Annotated in this window: 20 protein-coding genes; 6 read left to right on the forward strand and 14 right to left on the reverse strand. The window is 71.5% G+C overall.

The window, feature by feature from the left end; translation table 11 throughout:
- The first annotated feature begins 1 nt into the window (after position 1).
- Positions 2–1,369, forward strand: coding sequence for a polysaccharide biosynthesis/export family protein (locus tag ACAZ03_RS00390; RefSeq protein WP_373355354.1), 1,368 nt, complete (start codon positions 2–4; stop codon positions 1,367–1,369).
- A 140-nt stretch (positions 1,370–1,509) separates the two neighbouring features.
- Positions 1,510–1,989: a hypothetical protein gene (locus ACAZ03_RS00395; RefSeq protein ID WP_373355355.1), complete on the forward strand. Its 480-nt coding sequence runs from the start codon at positions 1,510–1,512 to the stop codon at positions 1,987–1,989.
- A 60-nt stretch (positions 1,990–2,049) separates the two neighbouring features.
- Here ACAZ03_RS00395 and ACAZ03_RS00400 read toward each other — a convergent pair whose 3' ends face one another.
- The 10 genes from ACAZ03_RS00400 to regB all read right to left on the reverse strand — a co-directional run bounded on the left by ACAZ03_RS00400 (position 2,050) and on the right by regB (position 15,582).
- Positions 2,050–2,343, reverse strand: a complete 294-nt coding sequence (locus ACAZ03_RS00400; protein ID WP_373355356.1) for a hypothetical protein — start codon at positions 2,341–2,343, stop codon at positions 2,050–2,052.
- Positions 2,344–2,497: 154 nt separating this feature from the next.
- Positions 2,498–3,055, reverse strand: coding sequence for an ATP-dependent protease subunit HslV (gene hslV / locus ACAZ03_RS00405; RefSeq protein ID WP_373355357.1), 558 nt, complete (start codon positions 3,053–3,055; stop codon positions 2,498–2,500).
- Positions 3,056–3,146: 91 nt separating this feature from the next.
- The gene (gene trxA / locus ACAZ03_RS00410) at positions 3,147–3,467 is read right to left on the reverse strand and encodes a thioredoxin (RefSeq protein WP_373355358.1); all 321 of its coding nucleotides are present in this window, start codon (positions 3,465–3,467) and stop codon (positions 3,147–3,149) included.
- A 72-nt stretch (positions 3,468–3,539) separates the two neighbouring features.
- Positions 3,540–6,917: a double-strand break repair helicase AddA gene (gene addA / locus ACAZ03_RS00415; RefSeq protein WP_373355359.1), complete on the reverse strand. Its 3,378-nt coding sequence runs from the start codon at positions 6,915–6,917 to the stop codon at positions 3,540–3,542.
- Complete coding sequence (gene addB, locus ACAZ03_RS00420; protein WP_373355360.1) at positions 6,914–9,850, reverse strand: double-strand break repair protein AddB; 2,937 nt, start codon at positions 9,848–9,850, stop codon at positions 6,914–6,916. The genes addA and addB overlap by 4 nt, the downstream gene beginning before the upstream one ends.
- Before the next feature lie 29 nt (positions 9,851–9,879).
- Positions 9,880–10,572, reverse strand: a complete 693-nt coding sequence (locus ACAZ03_RS00425; RefSeq protein WP_373355361.1) for a nucleotidyltransferase family protein — start codon at positions 10,570–10,572, stop codon at positions 9,880–9,882.
- A complete protein-coding gene (locus tag ACAZ03_RS00430) occupies positions 10,569–11,618 on the reverse strand; it encodes an aminoglycoside phosphotransferase family protein (RefSeq protein ID WP_373355362.1) in 1,050 nt (349 codons plus the stop codon). The genes ACAZ03_RS00425 and ACAZ03_RS00430 overlap by 4 nt, the downstream gene beginning before the upstream one ends.
- Positions 11,605–12,078 carry a tRNA (adenosine(37)-N6)-threonylcarbamoyltransferase complex ATPase subunit type 1 TsaE gene (tsaE, locus tag ACAZ03_RS00435; protein WP_373355363.1) on the reverse strand — a complete coding sequence of 158 codons (474 nt, stop codon included), beginning with the start codon at positions 12,076–12,078 and terminating at the stop codon, positions 11,605–11,607. The genes ACAZ03_RS00430 and tsaE overlap by 14 nt, the downstream gene beginning before the upstream one ends.
- A gap of 252 nt (positions 12,079–12,330) precedes the next feature.
- Entirely contained in the window at positions 12,331–13,944 is a 1,614-nt protein-coding gene (locus ACAZ03_RS00440; protein WP_373355364.1) for a PAS-domain containing protein, read from the reverse strand.
- 183 nt (positions 13,945–14,127) lie between these two features.
- A complete protein-coding gene (regB, locus tag ACAZ03_RS00445) occupies positions 14,128–15,582 on the reverse strand; it encodes a sensor histidine kinase RegB (protein WP_373355365.1) in 1,455 nt (484 codons plus the stop codon).
- A 142-nt stretch (positions 15,583–15,724) separates the two neighbouring features.
- Between regB and ACAZ03_RS00450 the strand changes: the two genes are divergently transcribed.
- Entirely contained in the window at positions 15,725–16,396 is a 672-nt protein-coding gene (locus ACAZ03_RS00450) for an SCO family protein (protein WP_373355366.1), read from the forward strand.
- 48 nt (positions 16,397–16,444) lie between these two features.
- Entirely contained in the window at positions 16,445–16,996 is a 552-nt protein-coding gene (locus ACAZ03_RS00455; protein ID WP_373355367.1) for an ActR/PrrA/RegA family redox response regulator transcription factor, read from the forward strand.
- 293 nt (positions 16,997–17,289) lie between these two features.
- Here ACAZ03_RS00455 and ACAZ03_RS00460 read toward each other — a convergent pair whose 3' ends face one another.
- Positions 17,290–17,667, reverse strand: a complete 378-nt coding sequence (locus ACAZ03_RS00460; RefSeq protein WP_373355368.1) for a VOC family protein — start codon at positions 17,665–17,667, stop codon at positions 17,290–17,292.
- 144 nt (positions 17,668–17,811) lie between these two features.
- On the opposite strand from ACAZ03_RS00460, the gene ACAZ03_RS00465 reads away from it, so the two are divergent.
- Together ACAZ03_RS00465 and ACAZ03_RS00470 are read left to right on the forward strand one after the other, a co-directional pair.
- The gene (locus ACAZ03_RS00465; protein ID WP_373355369.1) at positions 17,812–19,161 is read left to right on the forward strand and encodes a M16 family metallopeptidase; all 1,350 of its coding nucleotides are present in this window, start codon (positions 17,812–17,814) and stop codon (positions 19,159–19,161) included.
- Positions 19,158–20,468: a M16 family metallopeptidase gene (locus ACAZ03_RS00470; protein WP_373355370.1), complete on the forward strand. Its 1,311-nt coding sequence runs from the start codon at positions 19,158–19,160 to the stop codon at positions 20,466–20,468. The genes ACAZ03_RS00465 and ACAZ03_RS00470 overlap by 4 nt, the downstream gene beginning before the upstream one ends.
- Before the next feature lie 46 nt (positions 20,469–20,514).
- Here ACAZ03_RS00470 and ACAZ03_RS00475 read toward each other — a convergent pair whose 3' ends face one another.
- From ACAZ03_RS00475 to ACAZ03_RS00485, 3 genes are all read right to left on the reverse strand, one after another.
- Entirely contained in the window at positions 20,515–21,180 is a 666-nt protein-coding gene (locus ACAZ03_RS00475) for a DNA alkylation repair protein (protein WP_373355371.1), read from the reverse strand.
- 101 nt (positions 21,181–21,281) lie between these two features.
- The gene (rpsO, locus tag ACAZ03_RS00480; RefSeq protein WP_373355372.1) at positions 21,282–21,551 is read right to left on the reverse strand and encodes a 30S ribosomal protein S15; all 270 of its coding nucleotides are present in this window, start codon (positions 21,549–21,551) and stop codon (positions 21,282–21,284) included.
- A 123-nt stretch (positions 21,552–21,674) separates the two neighbouring features.
- On the reverse strand, positions 21,675–22,580 hold the full coding sequence (locus ACAZ03_RS00485; protein WP_373355373.1) for a calcium-binding protein: 906 nt from the start codon (positions 22,578–22,580) through the stop codon (positions 21,675–21,677).
- Positions 22,581–22,603: the final 23 nt, after the last annotated feature.

Raw genomic sequence — 22,603 nt, forward strand, 5'->3', positions numbered from 1 at the left:
CATGACCGTGATTTCGATGACGCTGCGCGCCGCGCTGCTTGGCTGCGCCCTGACCATTTCCGGCTGCGGCATCACCTATATTAGCCCGACTGTCAGCGACCAGATGCCCGGCGTGGATGTGCGCGTCCTGCCGGTGACGCCCGAATCGGTGCTCATCGCCAATCGCCAGCCCTATGCCCCTCGGAGCCTGCCCGCCTATTTCAGCCAGGTGGCCGGCGGCGGCTCCCCGCGCGGCATCGGCGCGCTGCCGAACGCCCCGCAGGTGCCCGACCTCGCGCCCGGCGCCCTGTCGCTCCGCCCGCCGCCCTCGGCGGAGGATACGCCCTACCGGATCGGCGTGGGCGACCGGGTGCGCCTCGCCACCCGCTCGCGCGAGGATGTGCTGAACCCGCTGACCAGCGATGTCGCCGGGCAGAACGTCCAGCAGGATTACCTCGTGCGCGACGACGGCGGCGTGACCATCCCCGAGGTCGGCGCCATCGACATTGCCGGGCTGACCATCGAACAGGCCGAGAACCGGCTCTTCGACCGCTTCATCCAGGGCGGGATCGACCCGAGCTTCAGCCTCGAAGTCTCGGGCTTCAATTCGCAGCATGTGAATGTCGGCGGCGCCGTCGGTGGCGCGACCCGCGTGCCGGTCGGCCTGACCCTGCCGACGCTCGACGATGCGCTGACGGCGGCGGGTGGCCTCGCCGTGCCGAACCCGGAGTTCGGTGTGATCCGCATCTATCGCGATGGCACGCTCTACGAGATCCCGGTCAGCGATTACACCACGCGCACGGAGCTGCGTAGCCTGCGGCTGTCGGATGGAGATTCCGTCTTTGTCGACACCAGCTACGACCTCGACCGCGCACTCGGCTATTATCAGAACGAGATCCAGCTCGCGACGCTGGAACGCTCCGCCCGCAACGCTGCGCTGGACGAGCTGGCGACGGAGATCGGCCTCCGCCGCGCCGCGCTGAACGAGATGCGGGGCAATTACCAGGCGCAGCTGGAGCTCGGCGGCATTGAGTTCGACTATGTCTATCTCGCCGGCGAGGTCTCCGCCCAGGGGCGGCAGGCGCTGCCGCCGAATCAGCAAAGCTCGCTGGCCGACGTGCTCTACGGCAACGGCGGCTTCGCTACGGCCACGGGGAATCCGGGTCAGATCTACGTGCTTCGCGCCTCGCCCGACCCCGCCGATTTCGGCGCCGTCACGGCCTGGCATCTCGATGCGACGAATGCCGTGGCGCTGACGCTGGCGACGCGCTTCGAGATGCGCCCCGATGACATCATCTTCATCGAGGAGCAGCCGATCACCCGGTGGAACCGCGCGCTGCAGCAGGCCTTCCCGGTGCTCATCAGCTCGGCGGCCGATGCGTTGAACTGAACGGGCGTTTGCGCAAGGTTAACGCCCCGGGCGATTTCCGGCGTTTTTGCTTAAGATGCCGCCCTCAAGAGCCCCGTAAGACCTTCATGGTTGATTGCCCCCGGCCGCAAAGCGGCGCGTGTTATTGAGGGGTAAAAATCATGACGATCTGGACTTGGCTCCGCCGCAGCCCTGCGGCGGCTCTGGTGAACCTTTGCCTTCTGGCCGCCGGCGGGCTGGCCGTGCCGACAACGGGTCTAGCCCAGGTATCCTACCCGCCGCTCGTCATCGGGGATGACCGGGGCGGTGTCGTCTCCACCCGGGTGCAACTGCTCGACCGGCTCCGGGCCAGCGGCCAGCGCGTCGAGATCCGCGGAAACATCTGCTATTCGGCCTGCACGCTCTACCTCGGCGCCGGGGATGTCTGCGTCTCGCCGACCACCAATTTCGGCTTCCACGGCCCGAGCAACCGCGGCGCGCCTCTAGCGCCGCAGACCTTCGAGCGCTGGTCGAACATCATGGCGAGCTATTACCGCGAGCCCTTGCGGAGCTGGTTCATGCGCGACGCGCGCTATCTGCGCGTCAACATGCGCCACATGACGGGCCGCGAGCTCATCCGCATGGGCTATCGCAGCTGCTGACATGCGAAAGGCGCCGCTCGCGAGGAGCGGCGCCGATCCCGGCTGCAATCGGGGTTGATCTTAGTTCGTGGTGTCGGTCGGGGAACCCCCGAGGGCGCCGCTGAGCAGCGCCGCAGCGCCGGCACCGCCGAGAAGCAGCAGCGGCAGCGGCAGACCGAACGCGGTGACGTTGCCGTCGCCATCCGCAGGAACAACGACCTGGGCGGTCACTTGACCGTCCATCCCGCAGACCGGCGTCACGCCGTCGGCAGCATAGCCCATGAACTGTGCGGAGCCGCAGGGGTTGAGACCACCGGCAAAGGCCGGAGCGGAGATGAGAAGCGCGGAGACGCCGGAAATCAGAAATTTCGTCATGGGAATACCCTCATGTTTGGCGAACTTGACTTGCCGTAACACGGATTCAATCGTTTCGCATAGCGGCGAATTGCTCTTTCTCAGCGAAAAGGCGCCAATTTGCAGGCCTGCGCACCCCTTCGCCCGTTTTTGCACCGACATTTCTGCCGCAGCGTCAACCGGCGATGCGCTCCACCGTCAGATTGCCGTTCGTGTAGACGCAGATGTCGGCAGCGATTCCCATGGCGCGGCGGGCGATCTCCTCCGCCGGAAGATCGCTGTCGATCAGCGCCCGCGCCGCGGCCAGCGCGTAATTGCCGCCGGAGCCGATGGCGGCGACGTCATGTTCGGGCTCCAGCACGTCGCCGGCGCCGGTGATGACGAAGAGGTCGCGCCCGTCGGTGACGATCAGCATGGCCTCGAGCTTCTGCAGGTACTTGTCGGTCCGCCAGTCCTTCGCCAGCTCGACGGAGGCGCGGGCGAGCTGGCCGGGCGTCGCCTCCAGCTTCTTCTCGAGCCGCTCCAAGAGCGTGAAGGCATCGGCGGTGGAGCCGGCGAAGCCCGCCACCACGTCGCGGCCGCCGGGGGCGAGCCGGCGCACCTTGGTCGCCGTGCCCTTGATGACCGTCTGGCCGAGGGTCACTTGGCCATCGCCGGCGACGACCACCTCGCCACCCTTGCGCACACCGATGATCGTCGTCCCGTGCCAGCCGGGAAAGTCGTTCTCTGCCATGGGATGCCTCCTTCTGGCCCCGATATGGGCGGGGGGGCGCTGAAATGCAAAGGGCGCCCGAAGGCGCCCTCTTGTCGGTCCTGACCAGTGCTCAGATCGCGCTGTCGATCCAGCTCTTCAGCGCTGCCTTCGGCGCCGCGCCGGCGCGGGACGAGACGGGCTGGCCGCCGTTGAAGACGAACAGCGCCGGAATGCCGCGCACGCCCATCTGGGCCGGGGTGTTCGGGTTTTCGTCGACGTTGACCTTCACGATCTTCAGCTTGTCGCCGTATTCGGTCGAAAGCTCCTCGAGGGCCGGGCCGATCTGCTTGCAGGGGCCGCACCACTCCGCCCAGAAATCCACCACGACGGGAACGTCGGAGTTGCGGACTTCGGATTCGAATGTGGCGTCGGTGACGGGAATCGTGGCCATGAGAGCCTCCTCGCACAAGATGTCGAGGGCTGAACGTAGGTAGACCACAAGGCCGCGTCAAGGTCGCGACCCCTACGGCAACTCCACCCGGAGGAGCGCATCCTCCAGAAGCGGCCATGGCATCTCCATCAACTGGCCCGTCGCCGTCCAGAGCACCGACAGGCGGAGCGGCCGCACGCCGTAGATCTCGCGCAGCATCGTGCCGTAGGCGGCCATCTGGCGGAGGATGCCTTCGGGCGTCGCGCCCGGCCGGTCGGGGACGATCCGGTTGGTCTTGAAGTCGATGGCATGGACTTCCTCGTCGGTGACGATCAGCCGGTCGATCACCCCGAGGAGCCGCCGCCCGTGGAAGGCGGGCGGCGCGGCGCTGAGTTCGACCTCGGCGAGCGCGGACGGGGCGAAGATCGCGGCGAGCGCCGGGGCGCCGATCAGCCGGGCGGAATCGGCGATGAGCCGGGCGGCCTCCTCGGGCTCCGGCGGCTCCTCGGCGGCGGCGAGAAGCTGGCGGGCGGCCGCCTCGCGCGCCGGGGCCACCAGCGCCGGCAGATGCTCGAGCAGCAGGTGCAGGTGCCGGCCGCGGCGGCGGGAGGCATCGCCGCCCTCGCCGAACGTGTCGCCGGGCAGCGCCTTGGCGCCGCCGAGATCGGAGGGCGAGACCAGCATGGCCGGGCGCGCGGCGGGCGGCAGCGGCAACAGCTCCAGCGGCTCCGGCGGGGCAGGGGGCTCAGGCGCCGGGGCGGCGTCGGAGCCGGCCATCGGCCAGTCGCCCGATTGCAGGCGCCGCCCGGGGCCGGTGGGCGCCGCGAGATCCACCGCGCCCCCATGCTCCAGCCCCGCCGCCACCAGCCGGTGCCAGCTCTCGTCCTTCTCGGCATCGCCCGCCGCCGCGAGGATCAGCCATTGCTCCGCCCGGGTCATGGCGACGTAGAGGAGCCGGAGTTCCTCGCGCCGCTCCGCCTCGGCCTCCGCCTCGCGGAGCCGGGCGAGGGCGGGGGGCATCTCGTCCTTGCGGGTGGCCCAGAAGGGCGGGCCGTCGCCGGCCAGCACCTGCCCGCGCGGCTGCGCCTGCCGGTCGGCGCAATCGGGCAGGATCACGATCGGCGCCTCGAGCCCCTTGGCGCCATGCACCGTCATCACCCGGATGCGCCGCTCCGCCTGGCCGAGCGGGCGCTTGATGTCGATCTCTTCTGTCTGCATCCACTCGGCGAAGCCGGTGACGGAGGGCACCTCGCGCCGCTCGTAGGCCAGCGCCTGGGCGAGGAGCGCGTCGATCCCTTCCTCCGCCTCCATCCCGAGCCGTTCCAGCAGGCGCTTCCGCCCGCCGTGGCGGGTGAGGAGCCGCATGACGAGGTCATAGGGGCGCAGGTAATCGGCCTGATCGCGCAGATCGGTGAGGATCGCCTTCGTCTCCTCATGGCCCGGCGCCTCTCGCAGCGCCTGCCAGAGCGAGCGGCCGCCCCGGGGCCGGGCGAGGGCGTGGAGCTGCTGCTCCGACCAGCCGAAGAGCGGCGAGCGCAGCGCCGCTGCCAGCGACAGGTCGTCATCGTCGAGCGCGAGAAAGCGGATGACGGCGCCGATGTCCTTCACCGCGAGTTCGGATGCGAGCTTCACCCGGTCCTTCCCCGCCACCGCGAGCCCGGCCGCCTTGCAGGCGCGGATGATCTCGGAATAGAGCCGCTTCTGCCGCCCGCGCACGAGGATCAGCACGTCGCCCTCGTGGATCGCCCGCGCGCCCCAGGAGCCGTCCGCACGCCGCTCGGGCAGGCGCTCCTCGGCGATCATGCGCTTCAGCTCGGCGGCGAGGGTCTCCGCCAGAAGCGTCTGAGCCTTGCGGGCGCCGAGCGGGTCTTCGCTGCTGTCGAAGGCCGGCGCCTCGGCGCGGTCGTCCTTCGGCAGGGCGGGCCAGAGGTCCACCCGGCCGGGCATCGCCTCGTGGAAGGCGATATGCGGATTGGCATCGGGGAGGAGCGGGGCGCCTTCGACCCGGGCAAAGGTCAGATCGACCGCGTCCAGCACCGCCTTGGCGGAGCGGAAGGAATGCTGCAGCGCCTGCTCGTGCAGGCCGGGCGGCGGCAGCTGCGCGGCGAAATGCGCACGCATCCGGGCGAAGCCCTCCGGGTCGGCACCCTGGAAGGAATAGATCGACTGCTTCATGTCGCCGACGACGAAGAGCGTCCGCCCCGGGCCGCGCGCGCCTTCGCCGGCGGTGATCTCGCGGGCGAGATGCTCGATGACCTGCCACTGGCCGGGCGAGGTGTCCTGCGCCTCGTCGACGAGGATATGGTCGATCCCGCCATCGAGCCGGTAGAGCACCCAGTCCGCCACCTTGGGGTCGGAGAGGAGCCGGTTCGCCCCCGCGATCAGATCGTCGAAGCCGAGGAGGCCGCGGCGCGTCTTCTCCTCCGCCAGCCGGGCGCAGAAGCGGTGGGCGAAGGCATGAAGCGCCTCGGCCCGGGCAAGCGCGGTGAGGGCGAGCCTCGCGGGGCGGGCGGCCTCGAGCCGCTCCATCAGCGGGTCGAGCCAGTCCGTGATCTCGGGATGCGCCTCGCGAAGCGCCTTGGTGGGGATCTTGCCTGTCTTGGCCGTGAAGGGCTCCTTCGCCGTGGCGCCGGTGAGAAGCGCGCCTTCCAGCCCTTCGAGGTCGATGGCGCGGAGCGGCTGGCTCCAGTCGACGGCATGGAGCGCGGCGGCGAGCTTCTGGTCGGTCGCGCCGCCGCGGGCGAGGTGGGGCAGGGCGGCGAGTACGTCTTTCTCGCAGGCCTCCCAGGGCAGGCCGGCGCAGAGCCGCTCCATGCTGTCACCCTCGCCGAGGGAGAGGGCCGCGCGCAGAGCGGCGCGGTCCGGCCTCGCGGCGAAGCGGGGCGCCTCGGCGGCGAGCTCGGCGAGGAGCGTCGTCAGCGCCTCCTCGCCTGAGAGATGCTCCGCGAGCGCATCCACAAGGCCCTGGTCACGCCCGCCCGCCATCTCCTCGAAGATCTCGCGGCGGAGGAGCTCGGCCTCCCGCTCTTCCATCTCGGAAAAGCCGGGGCCGACCCCGGCCTCGAGCGGAAAGCGGCGGAGCAGCGCGGCGCAGAAGGCGTGGATCGTCTGGATGCGGAGGCCCCCCGGCACCTCGATGGCGCGGGCGAAGAGGGTGCGGGCGGCGGCCAGCTCTTCGGGCCCGAACGGCCCCGCCTCGCCAAGGCTCGCCAGCTCGGCGCGGAGCGCATCGTCGCCCAGCATCGCCCAGGCGCCGAGGCGGGTGAAAAGGCGGTTCTGCATCTCTCCCGCCGCCGCCTTGGTATAGGTGAGGCAAAGGATGTTCGCCGCCTCCGCCCCGCCGAGGAGGAGCCGCGCCACCCGGTCGGTCAGCACGCGCGTCTTGCCCGAGCCGGCATTGGCCGCGAGCCAGGTCGAGAGGCCCGGCGCCGAGGCGAGGTGCTGGCGGGCGCTGGCGGGATCGGGGCTCATGCCACATCCTCCGGCCGCGGCGGGTCGCTTTCGTCCCACTCGCCGTAGCGGGCGAGGTGGTCGTAATCGCCGTCGAACCGCCCCGGCCAGCGGCGCGAGACATAGCCCCGGTCTTGCGTCATCCAGCCGGCCACCAGCCGCTCGAGCCCCGCCCAGACCTCCGCCGCCGGCTCGTCGCCGAGCGGGGCCGGCACGATGCGGGCCGCGCGGTTGAGGCCGATGTATTCGGCCCCGACGACCGGCATAGGCCCGAGTTCGGCGAAACCGCCGTTCTCGATCAGCGCCGCCTCGAGGAGAAGCTGCTTTTCGTGCGATTTCTGCGAGGGCACCGTCGGCGGGTCGCCGGTCTTGTAGTCATAGACCCAGACCTCGCGCCCGCCCGCCACGTCGATCCGGTCGGCCTTGGCGACGAGCGTCACGCCCGTCGCGCCGACCGGCAGCGCCCCCCGCTGCTCGAAGAGCCCGGGCAGGGCGCGAAGCTGGCGGGTGATCTCGCCGGCGAGGAAGGGCACCGCGATCCGCGCGATGCGGGCGCGCCAGAGGCGGCGCATCGAGGGCCAGGGGCAATGCTCGGCGAGGACGGCCGCGGTCGCGCGCATGAGCTCCGCCTCCGCCGTGGGGGCGGCGGCCGGCGGGCCGTCCTTCACGAAGCGCTCGAAGATCTTGTGCAGGATCTCGCCACGGAGCCGCGCGTCGGGCTCTGGCACCAGCGGGTCGAGCGGGCGGAGCCGCAGGACCTTGCGGGCATAGATCGCGTAAGGGTCGGCATGGAGCCGGCCGATATCGGTGACGGACAGCTCGGTCGGGCGCTGGGCGACCGGCGGGCGGGGCGCCGGGCGCGGCGCCGCGCGCGGCGGGCCGGCGGGGCGCTCGAGCCGTTCGGCGAGGGCGAGCGCCGCCGCGCCCCGGGCGCGCATGGCATCGAGCAGCGGGCGGCCCGCCTCGAGCCCCGAGAGGAGGTTCGTCAGCCGGTTCAGCCAGCGCGAGGGCACCGTTTCCGCCTCGTCGGAGCGGGCGGCGCGGGTCAGCCAGACCTCGCGCGCCGCGATCCCCTGCTGGAAGTCATGCGCCGCCAGCCCGATGCGCCGCTCGGGCAAAAGCATCCCGGCCTCCGCCCGCATCCGCCGGTTGAGCCAGGGATCGGCCGCCGGCGGCTCGGGCCAGGAGCCCTCGTTGAGCCCGGCGAGGATCATCAGCTCCGCCCCCTGCTCGCGCAGCTCGCGGGGGCCGAGGATGCGGATCAGAGGATGGCCCGGCTCGTCGCGCCGCGCCTCGTCTGCCGCCAGCACGCCGTGGAGCAGCGCCGCATATTCGGCGGCGTCGATCTCGCCGGCCGCATCGGCATGGGCCTCGAGCGCCGCCATGGCGCGGCGGGCCACGCGGCCCGGCTCTTCCTCCCAGAGCCGCCCGGCGCCCTCCTGCCCCGGGCCGGCGGCGAGGCGCTCGGCCAGCGACAGGTGGCGGGCGACGTGATCGGCGAGCGGCATCTCGCCGGGCGGGCCGAGCGTCAGGCAATCCTCCAGCCATTCGGCCCAGACCCAGAGCCGGTCGTCGCCCTTGATCCCGCGCTCGGCCATGCGCCTGAAGGTGCTCGGCCCCGGCGTCGGCGCGCCGGTCTTGCGCAGGTAGAGCTCCAGCGCCGCCGTGCGGCGGACGTGATTGCCGCGGTCGCGGCCGTCCGACAGGGTGAAGGGATGCTTCAGCAGCGCGAGGAGCTGGGCGGCATCCGGCGGGCGGACGTAGAGCTCCGCCACCATCCGCAGGAACCGGCCGGGTGCGGTAAGGGGCAGTGGCAGGCCGGCCGATTCGTCCGGCCTGATGCCCCAGCGCGACAGGGCGGCGGCGACGCGGCGGCCAAGGCTGCCGTCAGGCGTCACCAGCGCGGCGGACTGGCCCTCGGCGGCCGCCTGCCGCAGCCGGATGGCGATGGCCTCGGCCTCGTAGCGGGGGTCGGGCGCCTCGAGCAGCGTCAGTGCCCGCGTGGCCTCCGCGAGCCCCTCGAGCCGCGGCCCCTCCGCCAGCCAGGCGTCGGTGACCGGCGCGGGGCGGAGCGCGAGCGACACAAGCCGGTTGCGCTCGGGCGCGGCGGGGGTGGCGTCGGTCCAGCGGGGCAGGGCGGTCTCGGTGAGGTCCATCGCCTCCGCCAGCCGGCGGAAGCGGTATTGCGGGTGATCCTCGCCGGACAGCGGCCCGCCCATGGAAGACCAGACCTCCTGCGGCAGGTCGGTATCGACCCCCGGCAGGATCGCGGCGCCGTTCGGCAGGGCGGCGACGGCGCGGATCAGCTCCGCCGCCGCGCCGCGCGAGCCGGTCGAGCCGGCGACGAGCACCGGGCCCTCCGGCGGAACCTCGGCCCAGCGGGCGGCGAGCCCGGCGACGGCGGCGCGCATCCGCCCCTCCTGCCCCGGCGGGGCGCCGGTCGCGCCCAGAAAGCCGGTGGCGATGGAGAGGAACTCCTGCGCCATCGCCCAATGACCGGAGAGGTCCGAGACATCGAGCTCCCTCAGCGCCTCGGGCGGCACGCCCTCGCCCTCCATCTCCGACAGGAGGCCATGGAGGCTCTCGGCGAGGTCGAAGAGCGCGGCGCGGGGCGCGAGCTCGGGCCGGGCGCGCAGGAGCGCGGCGGTGAGCCGCGTCAGCTCCAGCTTGCGGCGGAGCGCGGGGACGGGCGCGCCCTCGCCGGCCTCGGGCAGGAGCACGAGGTCGTTCAGCGTGCGGATGCGCGGCAGGAGCCCCGCGCCGCCCTCGGCCGCGATCTCCTTGATGCGCCGCGCCATGCGGTTGGTGTTGACCCAGATCGTTACCCGCGCCCGCGCCTCGGGCGGCTGCCCGCCGAGCCGCCGGTCGAGCCCGGCGAGCACCTCGCGCGCGAAATCGACGCCGGGCGGCAGGGTGAAGAGGCCGGGACGCTCGAAGAGGACGGGGTCAGACATGAGCGCAGACATCAGGCTTGAAGACGGGCTCAGGCACGGGCCGTCACGCGGGCCAAGAGGCTCTCCGCAAGGGGCAGCGACGCCGGCTGGCCGACATCGACCCAGGCGCCCTCATGGACGAGACCGAAGAGCCGGCCGCCAGCGATCATCCTGTCCCACAGCATGTTGAGAGAGAACGCCTTCTCGCCGATCTCCGCCAGCCCCCCCGTCTTCGTCACATGCGCCCCGGTATAGACATAGCCGCGCCCCCGGGCGAGCCGCCCCTCGGGCGAGAGGTCGAAATCGCCCAGCCCCGGATGGCCGATGGCGGCCTCGCGGGCCACGAGGAGGAGGAGCGCATCCATGCGCTCCGGGTCCCAGGCGCGGGCGAGTTCGGTGAGGGCGGTGGGCCGCTCCCAGGCGGCGTCGGCATTGAGGACGAAGCAGGGCTCCGGCCCCAGAAGCGGCAGGGCGGCGCGCAGGCCGCCGCCGGATTCGAGGAGCTCGGGCTCTTCGGAGAAGAGGATCCCCCGACCCTCCAGATGCGCCCGAAGCTGGGCGCCGCGGTAGTGCAGGTTCACGACGCGGGTGAGGGGGAGGAGCGGCTCGGTTAGCGCCAGCGCATGGTCGATGAGCGGCCGGCCGGCGATCTCGATGAGCGGCTTCGGGCGGTCCGCCGTCAGTGCGCCCATGCGGGTGCCGCGCCCGGCGGCGAGGATCATGGCGGCAGAGGGCCGGCTCATGGCGCCCGCCCCGGCAGGAGTGCCTCCGGCGGCGGGGCGGCGGCGCGGACGAGGGGCGCGAGCTGGGCGGCGGCGGGATGGGTCAGGCAGGTCTCCACATGGGTGTAGACCCTCGGGACGAAGGCCAGGTAGCTCCGCCGCCCATGCCGCGCCAGCCGGGCGAAGAGGCCGAGGATCCGCAGGCTCCGCATGAGCCCGAGCACCGCCACCTCGGCGGCGATCTGCCGCTCCGGCAGCTCCAGCGCGGCGGCGAAGCGGGCCGTCACCTCCTCGGCGAGGCCGGGCGCGGCGTCGCGGCGGGCGTCTGTGATCCAGGAGGCGAGGTCATAGGCGCGGGGCGCCAGCACCGCATCCTGGAAGTCGATGATGCCGAGCCGGCGCAGGCCGCTCTCGCCCTTCCGCCAGATCAGGTTCTCGGCGTGGAAGTCGCGCAGCGACAGGTGATCGGGCACGCAGCCGAGCTCGGTCAGCCGGCCCCGCAGCCCGGCCCGCAGCGCCTCCGCCGCCTCGGGCGGCGTGGCGGCGTAATGCTCGAAGAGCGGTGCGAGCTGGGCGGCACCTTCGGTGGGGCCGAGCGGCGGCAGCGCCGCGGGCGGCTGGGTTCGGGCGAGGAAGGCGAGAAGATCGGCGACGAGCCGGCTGGCCTTCGCCTCGCCCTTCGGCTTGCGGGCAAGCCGGGCGGCGAGCGTCTCCGGCCCCAGATCCTCGACGAGGGCGAGCCCCTCCTCGGGCGCGGCATCGAGGATCTCGGGCGCGGCGAGGCCGAGGAGCCGCAGGTGCGCGGCCATGGAGGTGAAGGGCGCCACCGTCTCGGGCGGCGCCTGCATGAGGAGCATCGTCGCGCCCTTCGGGCCGGTCAGCCGCCAGTAGCGCCGGCTCGAGGCATCGGCAGGCAGGGGCGCCGCGTCCCAACCGGCCGCGGCGGTGCCGCCGAGCCAGGCCTCCGCCGCCTCCTCCGAGCCGCGGGGCGGGGCGGGGATCGGCGGCCCGACGGTGAGCTCGGTGAAAGGCTCGGGGGGGCCGGGGGGTGCGTCAGACGGGGTCAAGCGCTGCCTCCAGCCTCTCGCGCCATGCAGGCGCGCCCAGGAGCGTCAGCCGATGGGCCGGGCTGCCGGCCTCGAGCCGGAGCGTCAGGGCGGAGGGCGGCAGCGCCCCCGCCAGCCGCTCGGGCCATTCGATGAGGAGGATCGCCCCCTCCTCCTGCGCCGCCCAGAGCCCGAGTTCGTCGGCCTCCTCGGGTGCGGAGAGGCGGTAGAGATCGGCGTGCCAGATCTCGCCGCCGGGTGCGGCATAGGCCTGCACCAGCGTGTAGCTGGGGCTCGGCACCTCGGCGGCGGGATCGCCGAGCCGGGCGCGGATCAGCGCCCGGGCGAGGACGCTCTTGCCCGCCCCGATCTCGCCCGAAAGCGCCAGCACATCGCCGGGTGCAAGGCAGGGCGCGAGGCGACCGGCAAAGGCCAGCGTCGCCGCTTCGCCGGCGAGATCGAGGGTGCCGAAGGGGTCCATGGGGCGGGAGTTTAGGGGCGGGGGCTGCGGGCCGAAAGGGCGAAGTTGGCGGGACGGGTCCGGCCGCGGGGCGGCGATGCCCATTTGGGCAGGGCGCTGCCTGTCGCGCCTGGGCCCGCGCCATCCGGGGTGGCGTGGGGGCCAACCCCCACACCCCCGGAGGATTTGGAAAAGGGCGTTTGCATCGGGCGGTCGCGGGCTCTGGCGCTGGGCCTCGGCCTGCGGGAGTGGCTTCGGGCCCGCCACCGCGCCTCACTCGCCGGGCGGCGCCTCGGCGGGCATGAGCGCCGGCAGGCTGTCGGGGGCGGGCAGGGCGGCGGGCGGCCGATCCGGCAGGCCGGTCTGCAGGAAGCCCACGAGCAGCGCCCCGGCCGGCAGCGGCTCCACCCTCAGGCGGAGCATCCGGCCATCGCGCCGCTTTACCAGCCCGACCCAGCCGCGCCGGGCGCTCCGCGTCTCTGCCGTCTCGCGCAGTCGCTGCCAGACGCGGCTCGGCGCGGCCTGGCGCCAGCGCTCGATCTCGCTGGAGATGACCAGCTCGCTCAGCCGCGCCTCGGCCGGGCCCCACATGTCCTCGTAGGGCTCGTTGGCGAGGCTGAGCCGGCCGCCGGCGGTGAAGACGGCGATGCCCTCCTCCGTCCGGTCGAGGACGGCCTGGGCAAGGTCCATCTCCTCCCGGAAGTGGCGGGTGAGCGCGACCTCTCCGGTGATGTCCTCGAAGAGGAAGGCCAGCGCCCCGTCGGGATGCGGCCGGCCGGTGACGCGGATGGTCTGGCCCGAGGGCAGCACCCAGGTCTCGCCGAAGGTGCCTTGCCGCGCCTGGCTTTCGACCCGCGTGAGCTGTTCGCGCCAGGAGCGGTAGTTCTTCGGCTCCGGCAGGATGTGCTTGTCGCGCATCCGGTCGAGCACGCTCGCGAGCGTCGGCCGGCCCGAGAGGAACGACACGGCGAAGCCGGTGAGGTCGGTGAAGGCGGGGTTGAAGATCATCAGCCGCCGTTGCCGGTCGAAGATGGCGAGGCCGATGGAGAGCTGGGCGAAGGTCTTCGACAGGGTCTGCACGAATTCCGCCCGCGCCTGGGTGGCCTCGGCCATCTCGGTCACGTCGACCGCATAGGCGATGAGTTCGCCGCCCCGCCGCACCAATGTGATGTCGAACGACTGCGCCCGGGCGGCGCCGGGCAGCGAGATGTCGCAGCGGGTGGAGGCCGGATCATCCTCGCTGGCGGGCGGGGCGAGCTGATCGAAGATGATGGGCGGCGGCCAGTCGCGCCCGTCGCCGGCGGCGCCCTCCATCGGGCGCATCATGTCGCAGAGCGTCAGATAGGCGCTGTTGGCCCACGAGATGCGGCCGGTCCTGTCGATCTTCCAGATGGGCAGGGGGGCGGCATCGCCGATCGTGCGCAGGACCTGCAGCTCCTCCATCACCGCGGCCACGGCCGGCGGGGCGTCGTCGCGCGCGCGGGGCGCCGTCGTGAGGGTGACGCGGAGCCGCGCGCCCCAGCGGGCCAGCTCCACCCGGGCCTCGCCGAAGCTGCTGCCGAGATGCCGGCGCTCGCCGGTCAGCAGATCCTCCGCCAGCGCGCCGATGCCGGTGAAGCGCGGCTCGAGCTGGGCGACGAGGCGCTGCAGATCGCTCGCGCCGGCGCGGCCGCCCTCGCCGGCGGGCAGAAGCGCCTGCGCCGCGGCGGAGGCGTCGATCAGCCGCTCGTCCTCGAAGAGGAAGGTCGCCACCTCGCCGCCCGCCCGCCGCCGCCCCGTGAGCTGCGCCCAGGTGGCGCCGAAGAGGCCCGGCAGGAGCAGGGCAACGGCACCGCCGCAGAGCGCCGCGGCGAGGAGCGTGAGCAGAGAATCGGCAACTGGCAACATCGGCGACCGTTCAAGATAGCAGCCCGATGACGATCGGGATGGAGACGTTAAGAAGGAGTTAACCAAGCGTCATCTTAGACCGAAAACGCCGTCTCACGGGCAAGCCGCGCGCCGAGATGCCGTAGCGTCATTTTCGCCGCGAGTGACGCCTCCGGGCGGGGCGGGTGGGCGCGCCGCCGGGTCTCAGCTCGCGAGCGGCAGGTTGGGGCCGAGCGGGCCGCTGGCCGGGGCCTCGATTTGCGAGCGGGGCCAGGTGACGGTCACGACCGCGCCCTGCAACCCGTCCGCGGCGCCATGGCCATTGCCGAAGGAGAGCCGGGCGCCGCTCCGCTCCAGCAAGGTCTTGGCGATGAAAAGTCCAAGCCCCAGGCCATCATAGCCGGGCTGGCGCGGGGCCTCGTCGGCGGTGCGGCGGCGCCGCTGCATGGGCTCGCCGATGCGCGCCAGCACCCCGGGCGAGAAGCCGCGCCCGTCGTCGGAGATCGTCACGCTGATCTCGAGCGCCGTCCATCGCGTCTCGATCCGCACCTCGGTCGCCGCGAAGTCGACGGCGTTCTGGATGAGGTTGCGCAGCCCGTGGATCACCTCGGGCCGCCGCCAGATCCGCGGCTGATCGCGGCCGGGGCTGCGGGGGCTCGTGAAGGTCACGGTCTTGCCGCGCGCCATGTGCGGCTCGGCCGATTCGCGGATCACCGTCATCACCGGCGCGTTGCGGACCTGCATGTCCTCGTTCCCGGCGCGGCCCATGGCGCGCAGGATGTCCCGGCAGCGGTCGGCGCTGTCGGCGATGAGCTGGGCGTCGGCGGCGAGCGTCGGCCGCTCCGTCAGATCGTCGGCGAGCTCGGCCGCCGCCAGCTTGATCGTGGCCAGCGGCGTGCCCAGCTCATGTGCCGTCGCCGCCACCACGCCGCCGAGATCGGTGAGCTTCTGCTCGCGGGCGAGCGCGAGTTGCGTGGCCGAGAGCGCCTCGGAGAGCTCCGCCATCTCGGCGGTCACCCGATGCGCATAGAGCGACAGGAAGATCGAGCCGATGACGAGCGCCAGCCAGAAGCCGACGATCCAGCTCTGCGGCAGGGCGAAGACGCTGCCGTCGGCGGTGATGATCGGCCGGTTCCACAGGAGCAGGGCGGTCAGCACGAAGACGGTGAGCGCCCCGAGCGGCAGCGTGACGCGCAGGCGCAGCGCCGTCGCCGCGATGGTGATCGGGGGAAGGAGGAGGAGCGCGAAGGGGTTGATCAGCCCGCCGGTCAGATAGAGCAGCGCGCCGAGCTGCAGCATGTCGAAGGCGATCATCCCGCCCGCCTCGTGCTCCGTCAGCATGTGCCCGGAATCGTAGAGCGCCAGACAGGCGAAGTTGAGCATCACCGAGGCGCCGATCGCGAGCCCCACCATCGGCAGGTCGATCTGCAGGCCCCAGCCCAGGCAGGCGACGAGGACGCCGGCGATCTGCCCGACGATGGCGACCCAGCGCAGGAGCAGCATCGTCTTCAGCCGCATCGCCCGCGAGGTGCGCAGCCCCAGCGCCTCGGCCCCGGCGCGAACGGCGAAGGGGCCGGCGGTGTAGTCGGTCTTCGGGCCGGCGGCGGGGCCGTTCGCGGCGAGGGGGGCCGCGATGGGCTCGGCGACCATGTCGGGCATCTTGAGCGGGCGGGCGGGGCCGCCGGGTGGGGGAACGGTCATCGGGGTCGCTTTCCTCTGGCCCTGCCTATGTTATGGGGTGGTCCCGCAGGGTCAATTGGCTGCCGGGCCGACCGGGCCCACGATTGGCGGGAGGAAGAGCATGCAGCGCCGCGCCATGATCGCCGCCGGTGGCGCCTGCCTTCTCGCCCTGGCCCTCGGCGGCACCTGGCTCGCCACGACCGGCCCGCTCGCGCCCGACGATCCCTTCGTCGCCTGCCGGGGAGAGGACGGGCCCGCCGCCGTGCCGGCCGGTCTGCCGGCCCTTTCGGCCGAGGCGCCGCTCGGCCTCGTCAGCGAAACGGGGGAGGCGATCGCTGTTTCCGAGGCCCTAGGCGGGTTTTCGCTCGTTTACTTCGGCTACACTTTCTGCCCTGATATTTGCCCCATCGACGCGATGCGCAACGCGCTCGCGGTGGAGGAGGCTACGGCAGAGGCCGCCGAGCCGGTGCTCCCCGTCTTCATCACGATCGATCCGGATCGCGATACGCCGGAGGTTCTTGCCCGGTTCACCGATAATTTCCATGACCGGATGCTCGGCCTCACCGGCAGCGCGGAGGAGATTTCACAGGTGGCAGAAGCCTTTGGCGTGGCCTACGCGCGCGATCCGGGGGAGGAGGCGTTCTACACGATGTCGCATACCGCGCTGTCCTACATCATGTTGCCCGGCGGCCGCGTCGCCGATATCGTTCGCAGGGAGGAAAGCCCCTCCGCCCTTGCCGCGCGGCTCGTCTGCTTCACGAATTTGCGAGAAGTCGACCTAAGGTCAAATTGACCCTTGGGCGACCAAGAGCTAAAGCACCTCCGGAAGGACGGTAGCTCCATGGTAAACAACGACTTTTCACTCGGCGAAGACACAACGCTTCTTCTCGTTGACGACGATGAGCCGTTTCTCAAGCGTCTCGGGCGCGCCATGGAAAAGCGTGGCTTCACAGTCGAGATGGCCGAGAGCGTCGCCGACGGCAAGGCAGTGGCCGCGAACCACCCGCCCGCTTATGCGGTCGTCGATCTGCGTCTCGACGATGGCAACGGACTCGAGGTGGTCGAGACCCTGCGCGAGACGCGGCCCGATTGCCGGATCGTCGTGCTGACCGGCTATGGCGCCATCGCCACGGCCGTGGCGGCGGTGAAGATCGGGGCCACCGACTACCTCGCCAAGCCCGCCGATGCCGATGACGTCACAAGGGCGCTTCTCTCCGCGGCCGGCACGCTGCCCTCGCCGCCGGAGAACCCTATGAGCGCCGACCGGGTGCGCTGGGAGCATATCCAGCGGGTCTACGAGCTCTGCGACCGCAATGTCTCCGAAACCGCGCGGCGGCTCGGGATGCACCGGCGGACCCTGCAGCGGATCCTGGCGAAGCGCAGCCCGCGCTGAGGCGCTGACCTGGCGGTGAGGCGTCGGGTGGGTTTTCAACCCACCGTTCTCCCCCTCAACACATCCCGCGGGTGCCGCGGAGGGCGAGCGCCGGCCCGTGGGATGGCGCTCCTGCCCGTGCCGCAGCGCGCTTTATGGTGCAACCCACCTCCGACCCCAACGCGGCGCCTGACCTCACCAGAGCGCCAGCCCGCGGGACGGGCCGGCGCTCGCCGTGCGCCGTTCCGGCGCGCACCGGGCGGGGCATCGCTCGGGCGGCGGGAAGGTGGTGGGTTGGAAACCCACCCTACGCCTCACCCCTTCGCGCGGTGCTGGTCGATGAGGATGGCGTTGCCGTCGGGGTCGGTCAGCGCCACATGGCCGGTCCCCGTGCCGTCCGGGTCCGTCTCTTGCGTCAGCTCGATCCCGGCCGCCTTCAGCCGCGCCTGGATGTCCCGGATGTCGGTGAAGGGGTCGGCCTCCGCCCCGTCGGCCGTCCAGCCCGGATTGAAGGTCAGGATGTTGCCCTCGAACATCCCCTGGAAGAGCCCGATCGTGGCCGCGCCGTTCTTCAGGATGAGGTAATGCTCGCCATCCCCGCCGATACCCGCAAAGCCCAGCGCCTCGTAGAATGCCCGGCTCTTCGCCAGATCATTCACCGCGAGGCTCACCGAAAACGCGCCGAGATCCATGGCTCTCTCCTTTTCCCTAGGGGAAACATAGCCACCCCCGCCCCCGCCCGTCTACCGCTCGCGGCCCATCACGGATTGGTGGCCCGCCTTGCGGATGGGCGCGGCGCCTGTAGTCTCCGCCCTGGATCCCGCAGGGAGGAGACCATGCGCGCCCTCACCCTTTCGCTCGCCATCCTCGCATCGCCCGCGTTGGTCTCGCCGGCCCTTGCCGAGACGGGCGACGTCACCACCAGCAGACTCGCCAACGGCATGGAGATCGTGGTGATCGAGGATCACCGCGCGCCCATCGTCGTGCATTCCGTCTACTACCGCGCCGGATCGGCCGACGAGCCGGCCGGGCTCTCCGGCGTCGCGCATTTCCTCGAACATCTGATGTTCAAGGCGACCGATACGCTCGCCTCCGGCGAATTCTCCTCCACCGTCGCCGCCAACGGCGGGTCGGACAATGCCTTCACCTCCTGGGATTACACCGCCTATTACCAGCGCATCGCCGCCGACCGGCTGCCCTTGATGATGGAGATGGAAAGCGACCGGATGGTGAACCTCCGCCTGACGGAGGAAGAGATCGTCACCGAGCGCAATGTCATCCTCGAAGAGCGCAGCCAGCGCGTCGACAACAACGCCAATGCCCTCGCCCGCGAGCAGATCGCGGCGGCGCAGTATCTCAACCATCGCTACGGCATGCCGATCATCGGCTGGCGCCACGAGATGGAGGCGCTGACCCGCGAGGACGCGCTCGCCTGGTACGAGCTCTTCTATTCGCCGAACGATGCCATTCTCGTGGTGGCGGGCGACGTGGTGCCCGAGGAGGTGCTCGCCCTCGCCGAGCAATATTACGGGCCCATCCCCGCCGAGCCCGACCTGCCGGAGCGCAACCGCGCCGAAGAGCCGCCGCAGATCGCCGAGCGGCGCCTGATCTTCGCCGACCCTCGCGTCGGGCAGGATTACGTCACCCGCTCCTATCTCGCCCCCGAGCGCGATGCCGGCGCGCAGGGCGAGGCGGCGGCGCTCGTCTATCTCGCGCAGATCCTGGGCGGCTCGAGCTTCACCTCCATCCTCGCCCGCGAGCTGAGCTTCGAGGAGGACATCGCGCTCTTCTCCGGCGCCGGCTACAGCGGGCTGTCGCTGGATGACACGACCTTCACGCTCACCGTCGCCCCGTCGGAGGGCGTGACCCTCGCCGAGGCCGAGGCGGCGCTGGACGAGGTGCTGGCCGGGTTCCTCGAGGAGGGGATCGACGTAGAGCAGTTCGCCCGCATCCGCACCCAGCTCCAGGCCGGCGAAATCTATGCGCAGGACGATATGGAAGGCCTCGCCCGCCGCTACGGCATGGGCCTGACCTCCGGCCTCACCATCGAGGATATCGAGGCCTGGCCCGAGGTGCTGCAGGCGGTGACGCCGCAGGACGTGATGGAGGCCGCCGCCGCCGTCTTCGACATCCGCCAGTCCGTCACCGCCTATGTCGTCGCCGATCGCCAGGAGGCGCTGCAATGATCCGCCATGCCTTTGCTGCCCTGATGCTTCTCGCCACCCCCGCCGTGGCGGAGGTGGAGATTCAGACGCTCACGACGCCCGGCGGCGTCGACCTCTGGCTGGTCGAGGAGCATTCCCTGCCCTTCGTCGCGCTCGAGATCCGCGCCCGGGGCGGCGCGGCGCTCGACCCGGAGGGTCTGCGCGGTGCCGCCAACCTGATGACCGGCCTCATCGAGGAAGGCTCGGGAGACATGGATGCCGCCGCCTTCCAGACCGCCCGCGAGGGGCTGGCGGCGGATTTCTCCTTCCGCGTCTACGACGATGCGCTGGCGATCTCCGCGCGCATGCTGTCGTCGAACCGGGACGAGGCCGTGGCGCTGCTCCACCAGGCGCTGACGGAGCCGCGCTTCGACGACGACGCGGTGGAGCGGGTGCGCGCCCAGGTGCTGGCCGGGCTCTCGGCCGCCGAGCGGCGCCCCGGCACGCTCGCCTCGCACCGCTTCTTCGCGGCGGCCTTCCCCGGCCATCCCTATGGCAGCGATTCGGACGGCACGGTCGAGAGCGTCTCCGCCCTCACCCGGGCCGACCTGCAGCAGAGCTTCGCCGACATCCTGACCCGCGAGGGGCTCTATGTCGGCGCCGTCGGCGACCTCACGGCGGAGGAGGCGACGGCGCTGGTCGACGAGCTGCTGGACGGTATCCCGGCCGAGGGGCCGACTGCCGAGGGCCATGTCGATTTCGCGGCGCCCGGCGGCGTCGACATCGTCGATTTCGCCACGCCGCAGAGCATCGCCATCTTCGGCCATCAGGGCATCGGCTGGGAGGATCCGGATTACTTCGCCGCCGCGGTGCTCAACCAGATCATCGGCGGCGACGGCTTCGACACGCGTCTCATGCAGGAGCTGCGCGAGAAACGTGGCCTCACCTACGGGGCCAGCACCTCGCTCTATGTCTTCGACAATGCCGAGGCCATCGTCGGCTCCTTCGCCAGCGCCAACGGCACCATGGCAGAGGCGGTCGAGGTGGTGCGCGACGTCTGGGCCGACTTCGCCGAGAACGGCGTGACGGCCGAGGAGCTCGAGGCCGCGAAGACCTACATGACGGGCGAATATCCCCTGCGCTTCGACGGCAATGCCGAGATCGCCAAAATCATGGTCGGCATGCAGATGATCGACCTGCCGCCCGACTACGTGGTGCATCGCAACAGCTACATCGAGGCGGTGACGCTGGAGGATGTGAACCGGGTCGCGGCGCGGATCCTGAAGCCGGACGAGCTCTACTTCGCCATCGCCGGCCAGCCGGAGGGGCTGGACGACACGGTCGAGTAGGGTGGGTTTGTAGCCCGCCCGGGTCGCGACCCAGGCGCTCGGTGCCTCAGCTCTGCCGCCCGACCATCTCGTTGATCCAGAGGGGCGCGAAGGGTGAGGTGCAGCCCTTGGGCGTCGGGTAGTCGCGGTAGACGCCGAGCCGCTCGCCTATTTCCAGCGCCCGCTCGCGCTCCGCTTCATGGTTGATGCCGATCGCGGCGAGCGTGTTGTTCATCGTCCATTGCGGCTCGGGCGGGGCCTCGGCCATCTCCGCCTCGATCCGGTCGAGCAGCGGGCCGAGCGCAAGCCCCTCCGGCGCCTTGGTGACGCGCTCCGCCGTCAGGCTCCAGTAGGCGCGGGCCAGCATCGGGTCCTCCGCGGACTCCCAGCGCTGGCGAAGCTCTTCCTTCGCGGGATGCTGCTTCAGCACATAGGAGTTCAGCCAGTCGGAGACCTGCATCACCCGGTTCTCCCGGATCAGCCCCTCCATCTCTTCCGCCGAAAGCCGCTTGGGCTTCATGAGCAGGATCGCCAGCATCCGCGCCTCGAACTGGCCGGTCTCCCAAAGCTCCAGCGCCAGCTCGTGGCCGCCCTTGCTGGCCTTCGCCAGCTTGCGGATGTCGCCCATCTTGACGCCGAATGCGTCCTCCCCCGCCCCGTGGCGGATGTGGCTCTCGCGCATCTTGTCGTCACCGAGCGCCTTGAGCTCGGCCATCAGCTCGTCCCGGGTCATCGGTGCCTCCTTCGGCGCCAATCTGGCCCCCGAGCCCACCTCCGCGCAAAGAAAAAGCGCGCCCGGGGGGCGCGCTTCCAAACTCGCGAGGGCTGACAGGCTCAGCGGCGGAGGCCGAGGCGCTGGATCAGGTCCTGGTAGCGGGCTTCGTCGTTGCGCTTGACGTAGTCGAGCAGCTTCCGGCGCTGGGCAACCATCTTCAGAAGGCCGCGGCGGCCGTGGTTGTCTTTCTTGTGCGTCTTGAAGTGCTCGGTGAGCGTCGCGATGCGCGAGCTGAGGATCGCCACCTGGACTTCGGGCGAACCGGTGTCGCCCTCCTTGGTGCCGTATTCCTTGATCAGACGGGTCTTCTCGTCGGGCGTGATCGACATCGGGGTCTCCTTGGGTTCGAGGTGATGGCGCAAGCCGGGATGTCGTCCAGCAGGGCCCTTGGAGGGGGACCGCCCCATGGCGGATGCGGGCTGATAGGGGATTCGCGCGCCTTTGGGAAGGGGCTAGCGGGCCACGAGGCGTATGGCGCCGAGGTCGAGGCTCTCCAGCCCCGCCAGATGCGCGATGGGCATCCCGTTGGCGAAGAGCGTCAGCACGCCGTCGCCCGCCTCGGTCGTCAGCTCGGGGAGCGGGCCGTCCGGGTCGTAGCGCAGCACGATCTCGTCGCCCTCCGCGGGGTCGAAATCACTGACCTCGGCCGGCCCGGCGGCGTTGGCGGCGAAGCGGAAGCTGTCGGCGCCGATGCCGCCGCTCATCACGTCGCCCGCCCCGCCGAGGAGCACGTCGTCACCCGCGCCGCCGTTGAGGAAATCGGCGGAGGAAAACGGCTCGTCCGTCACCCCGTCCACCAAATCGTTGCCCTCGCCGCCCTGCAGGAGGTCGCGCCCCGCGCTGCCCGTCAGCGTGTCATCGCCGGAAGAGCCGGAGAGGCTGTCGTCGCCCGTGCCGCCATTGAGCACATCCGCCCCGTCCCCGCCGGTGAGCGTGTCGTCGCCGGCGCCGCCCGCGATCACGTCGTCGCCCACATGGCCGTAGAGCGTGTCGTCCCCCGCGCCGCCGTCGATCCCGTCGTCGCCTTCGCCGCCATGCAGCTCGTCACCGCCCGCGCCGCCGTCGATCCGGTCGTCGCCGCCCTCGCCGTCGATGTAATCTCCGCCCTCGCCGCCCTGATGCACCCCATCCGCATCGTCGCCGAACGCGACATCGTCGATGGCGCCCGGGAGGGGAGTGTCTTCGGGCGGAGGCTCGTCCGGCAGGTCATCGCCGAGGAGCTGGTCGATCGGCACCATCTCGGGCGCGTCGTCCTCGCCCTCCTCCTCCGGCTCGGAATCGGGGATCTCGTCGCCGCCGAAGCCGGGGAGGGCGAGGCCGATGATCGCCAGGCCGAAGAGACCGAAGAGCGCCAGCATGGGGACTCATCCTGCAAAGAAGG

This window comes from Pseudoroseicyclus sp. CXY001, assembly GCF_041714655.1.
Lineage (GTDB): Bacteria > Pseudomonadota > Alphaproteobacteria > Rhodobacterales > Rhodobacteraceae > Pseudoroseicyclus_A.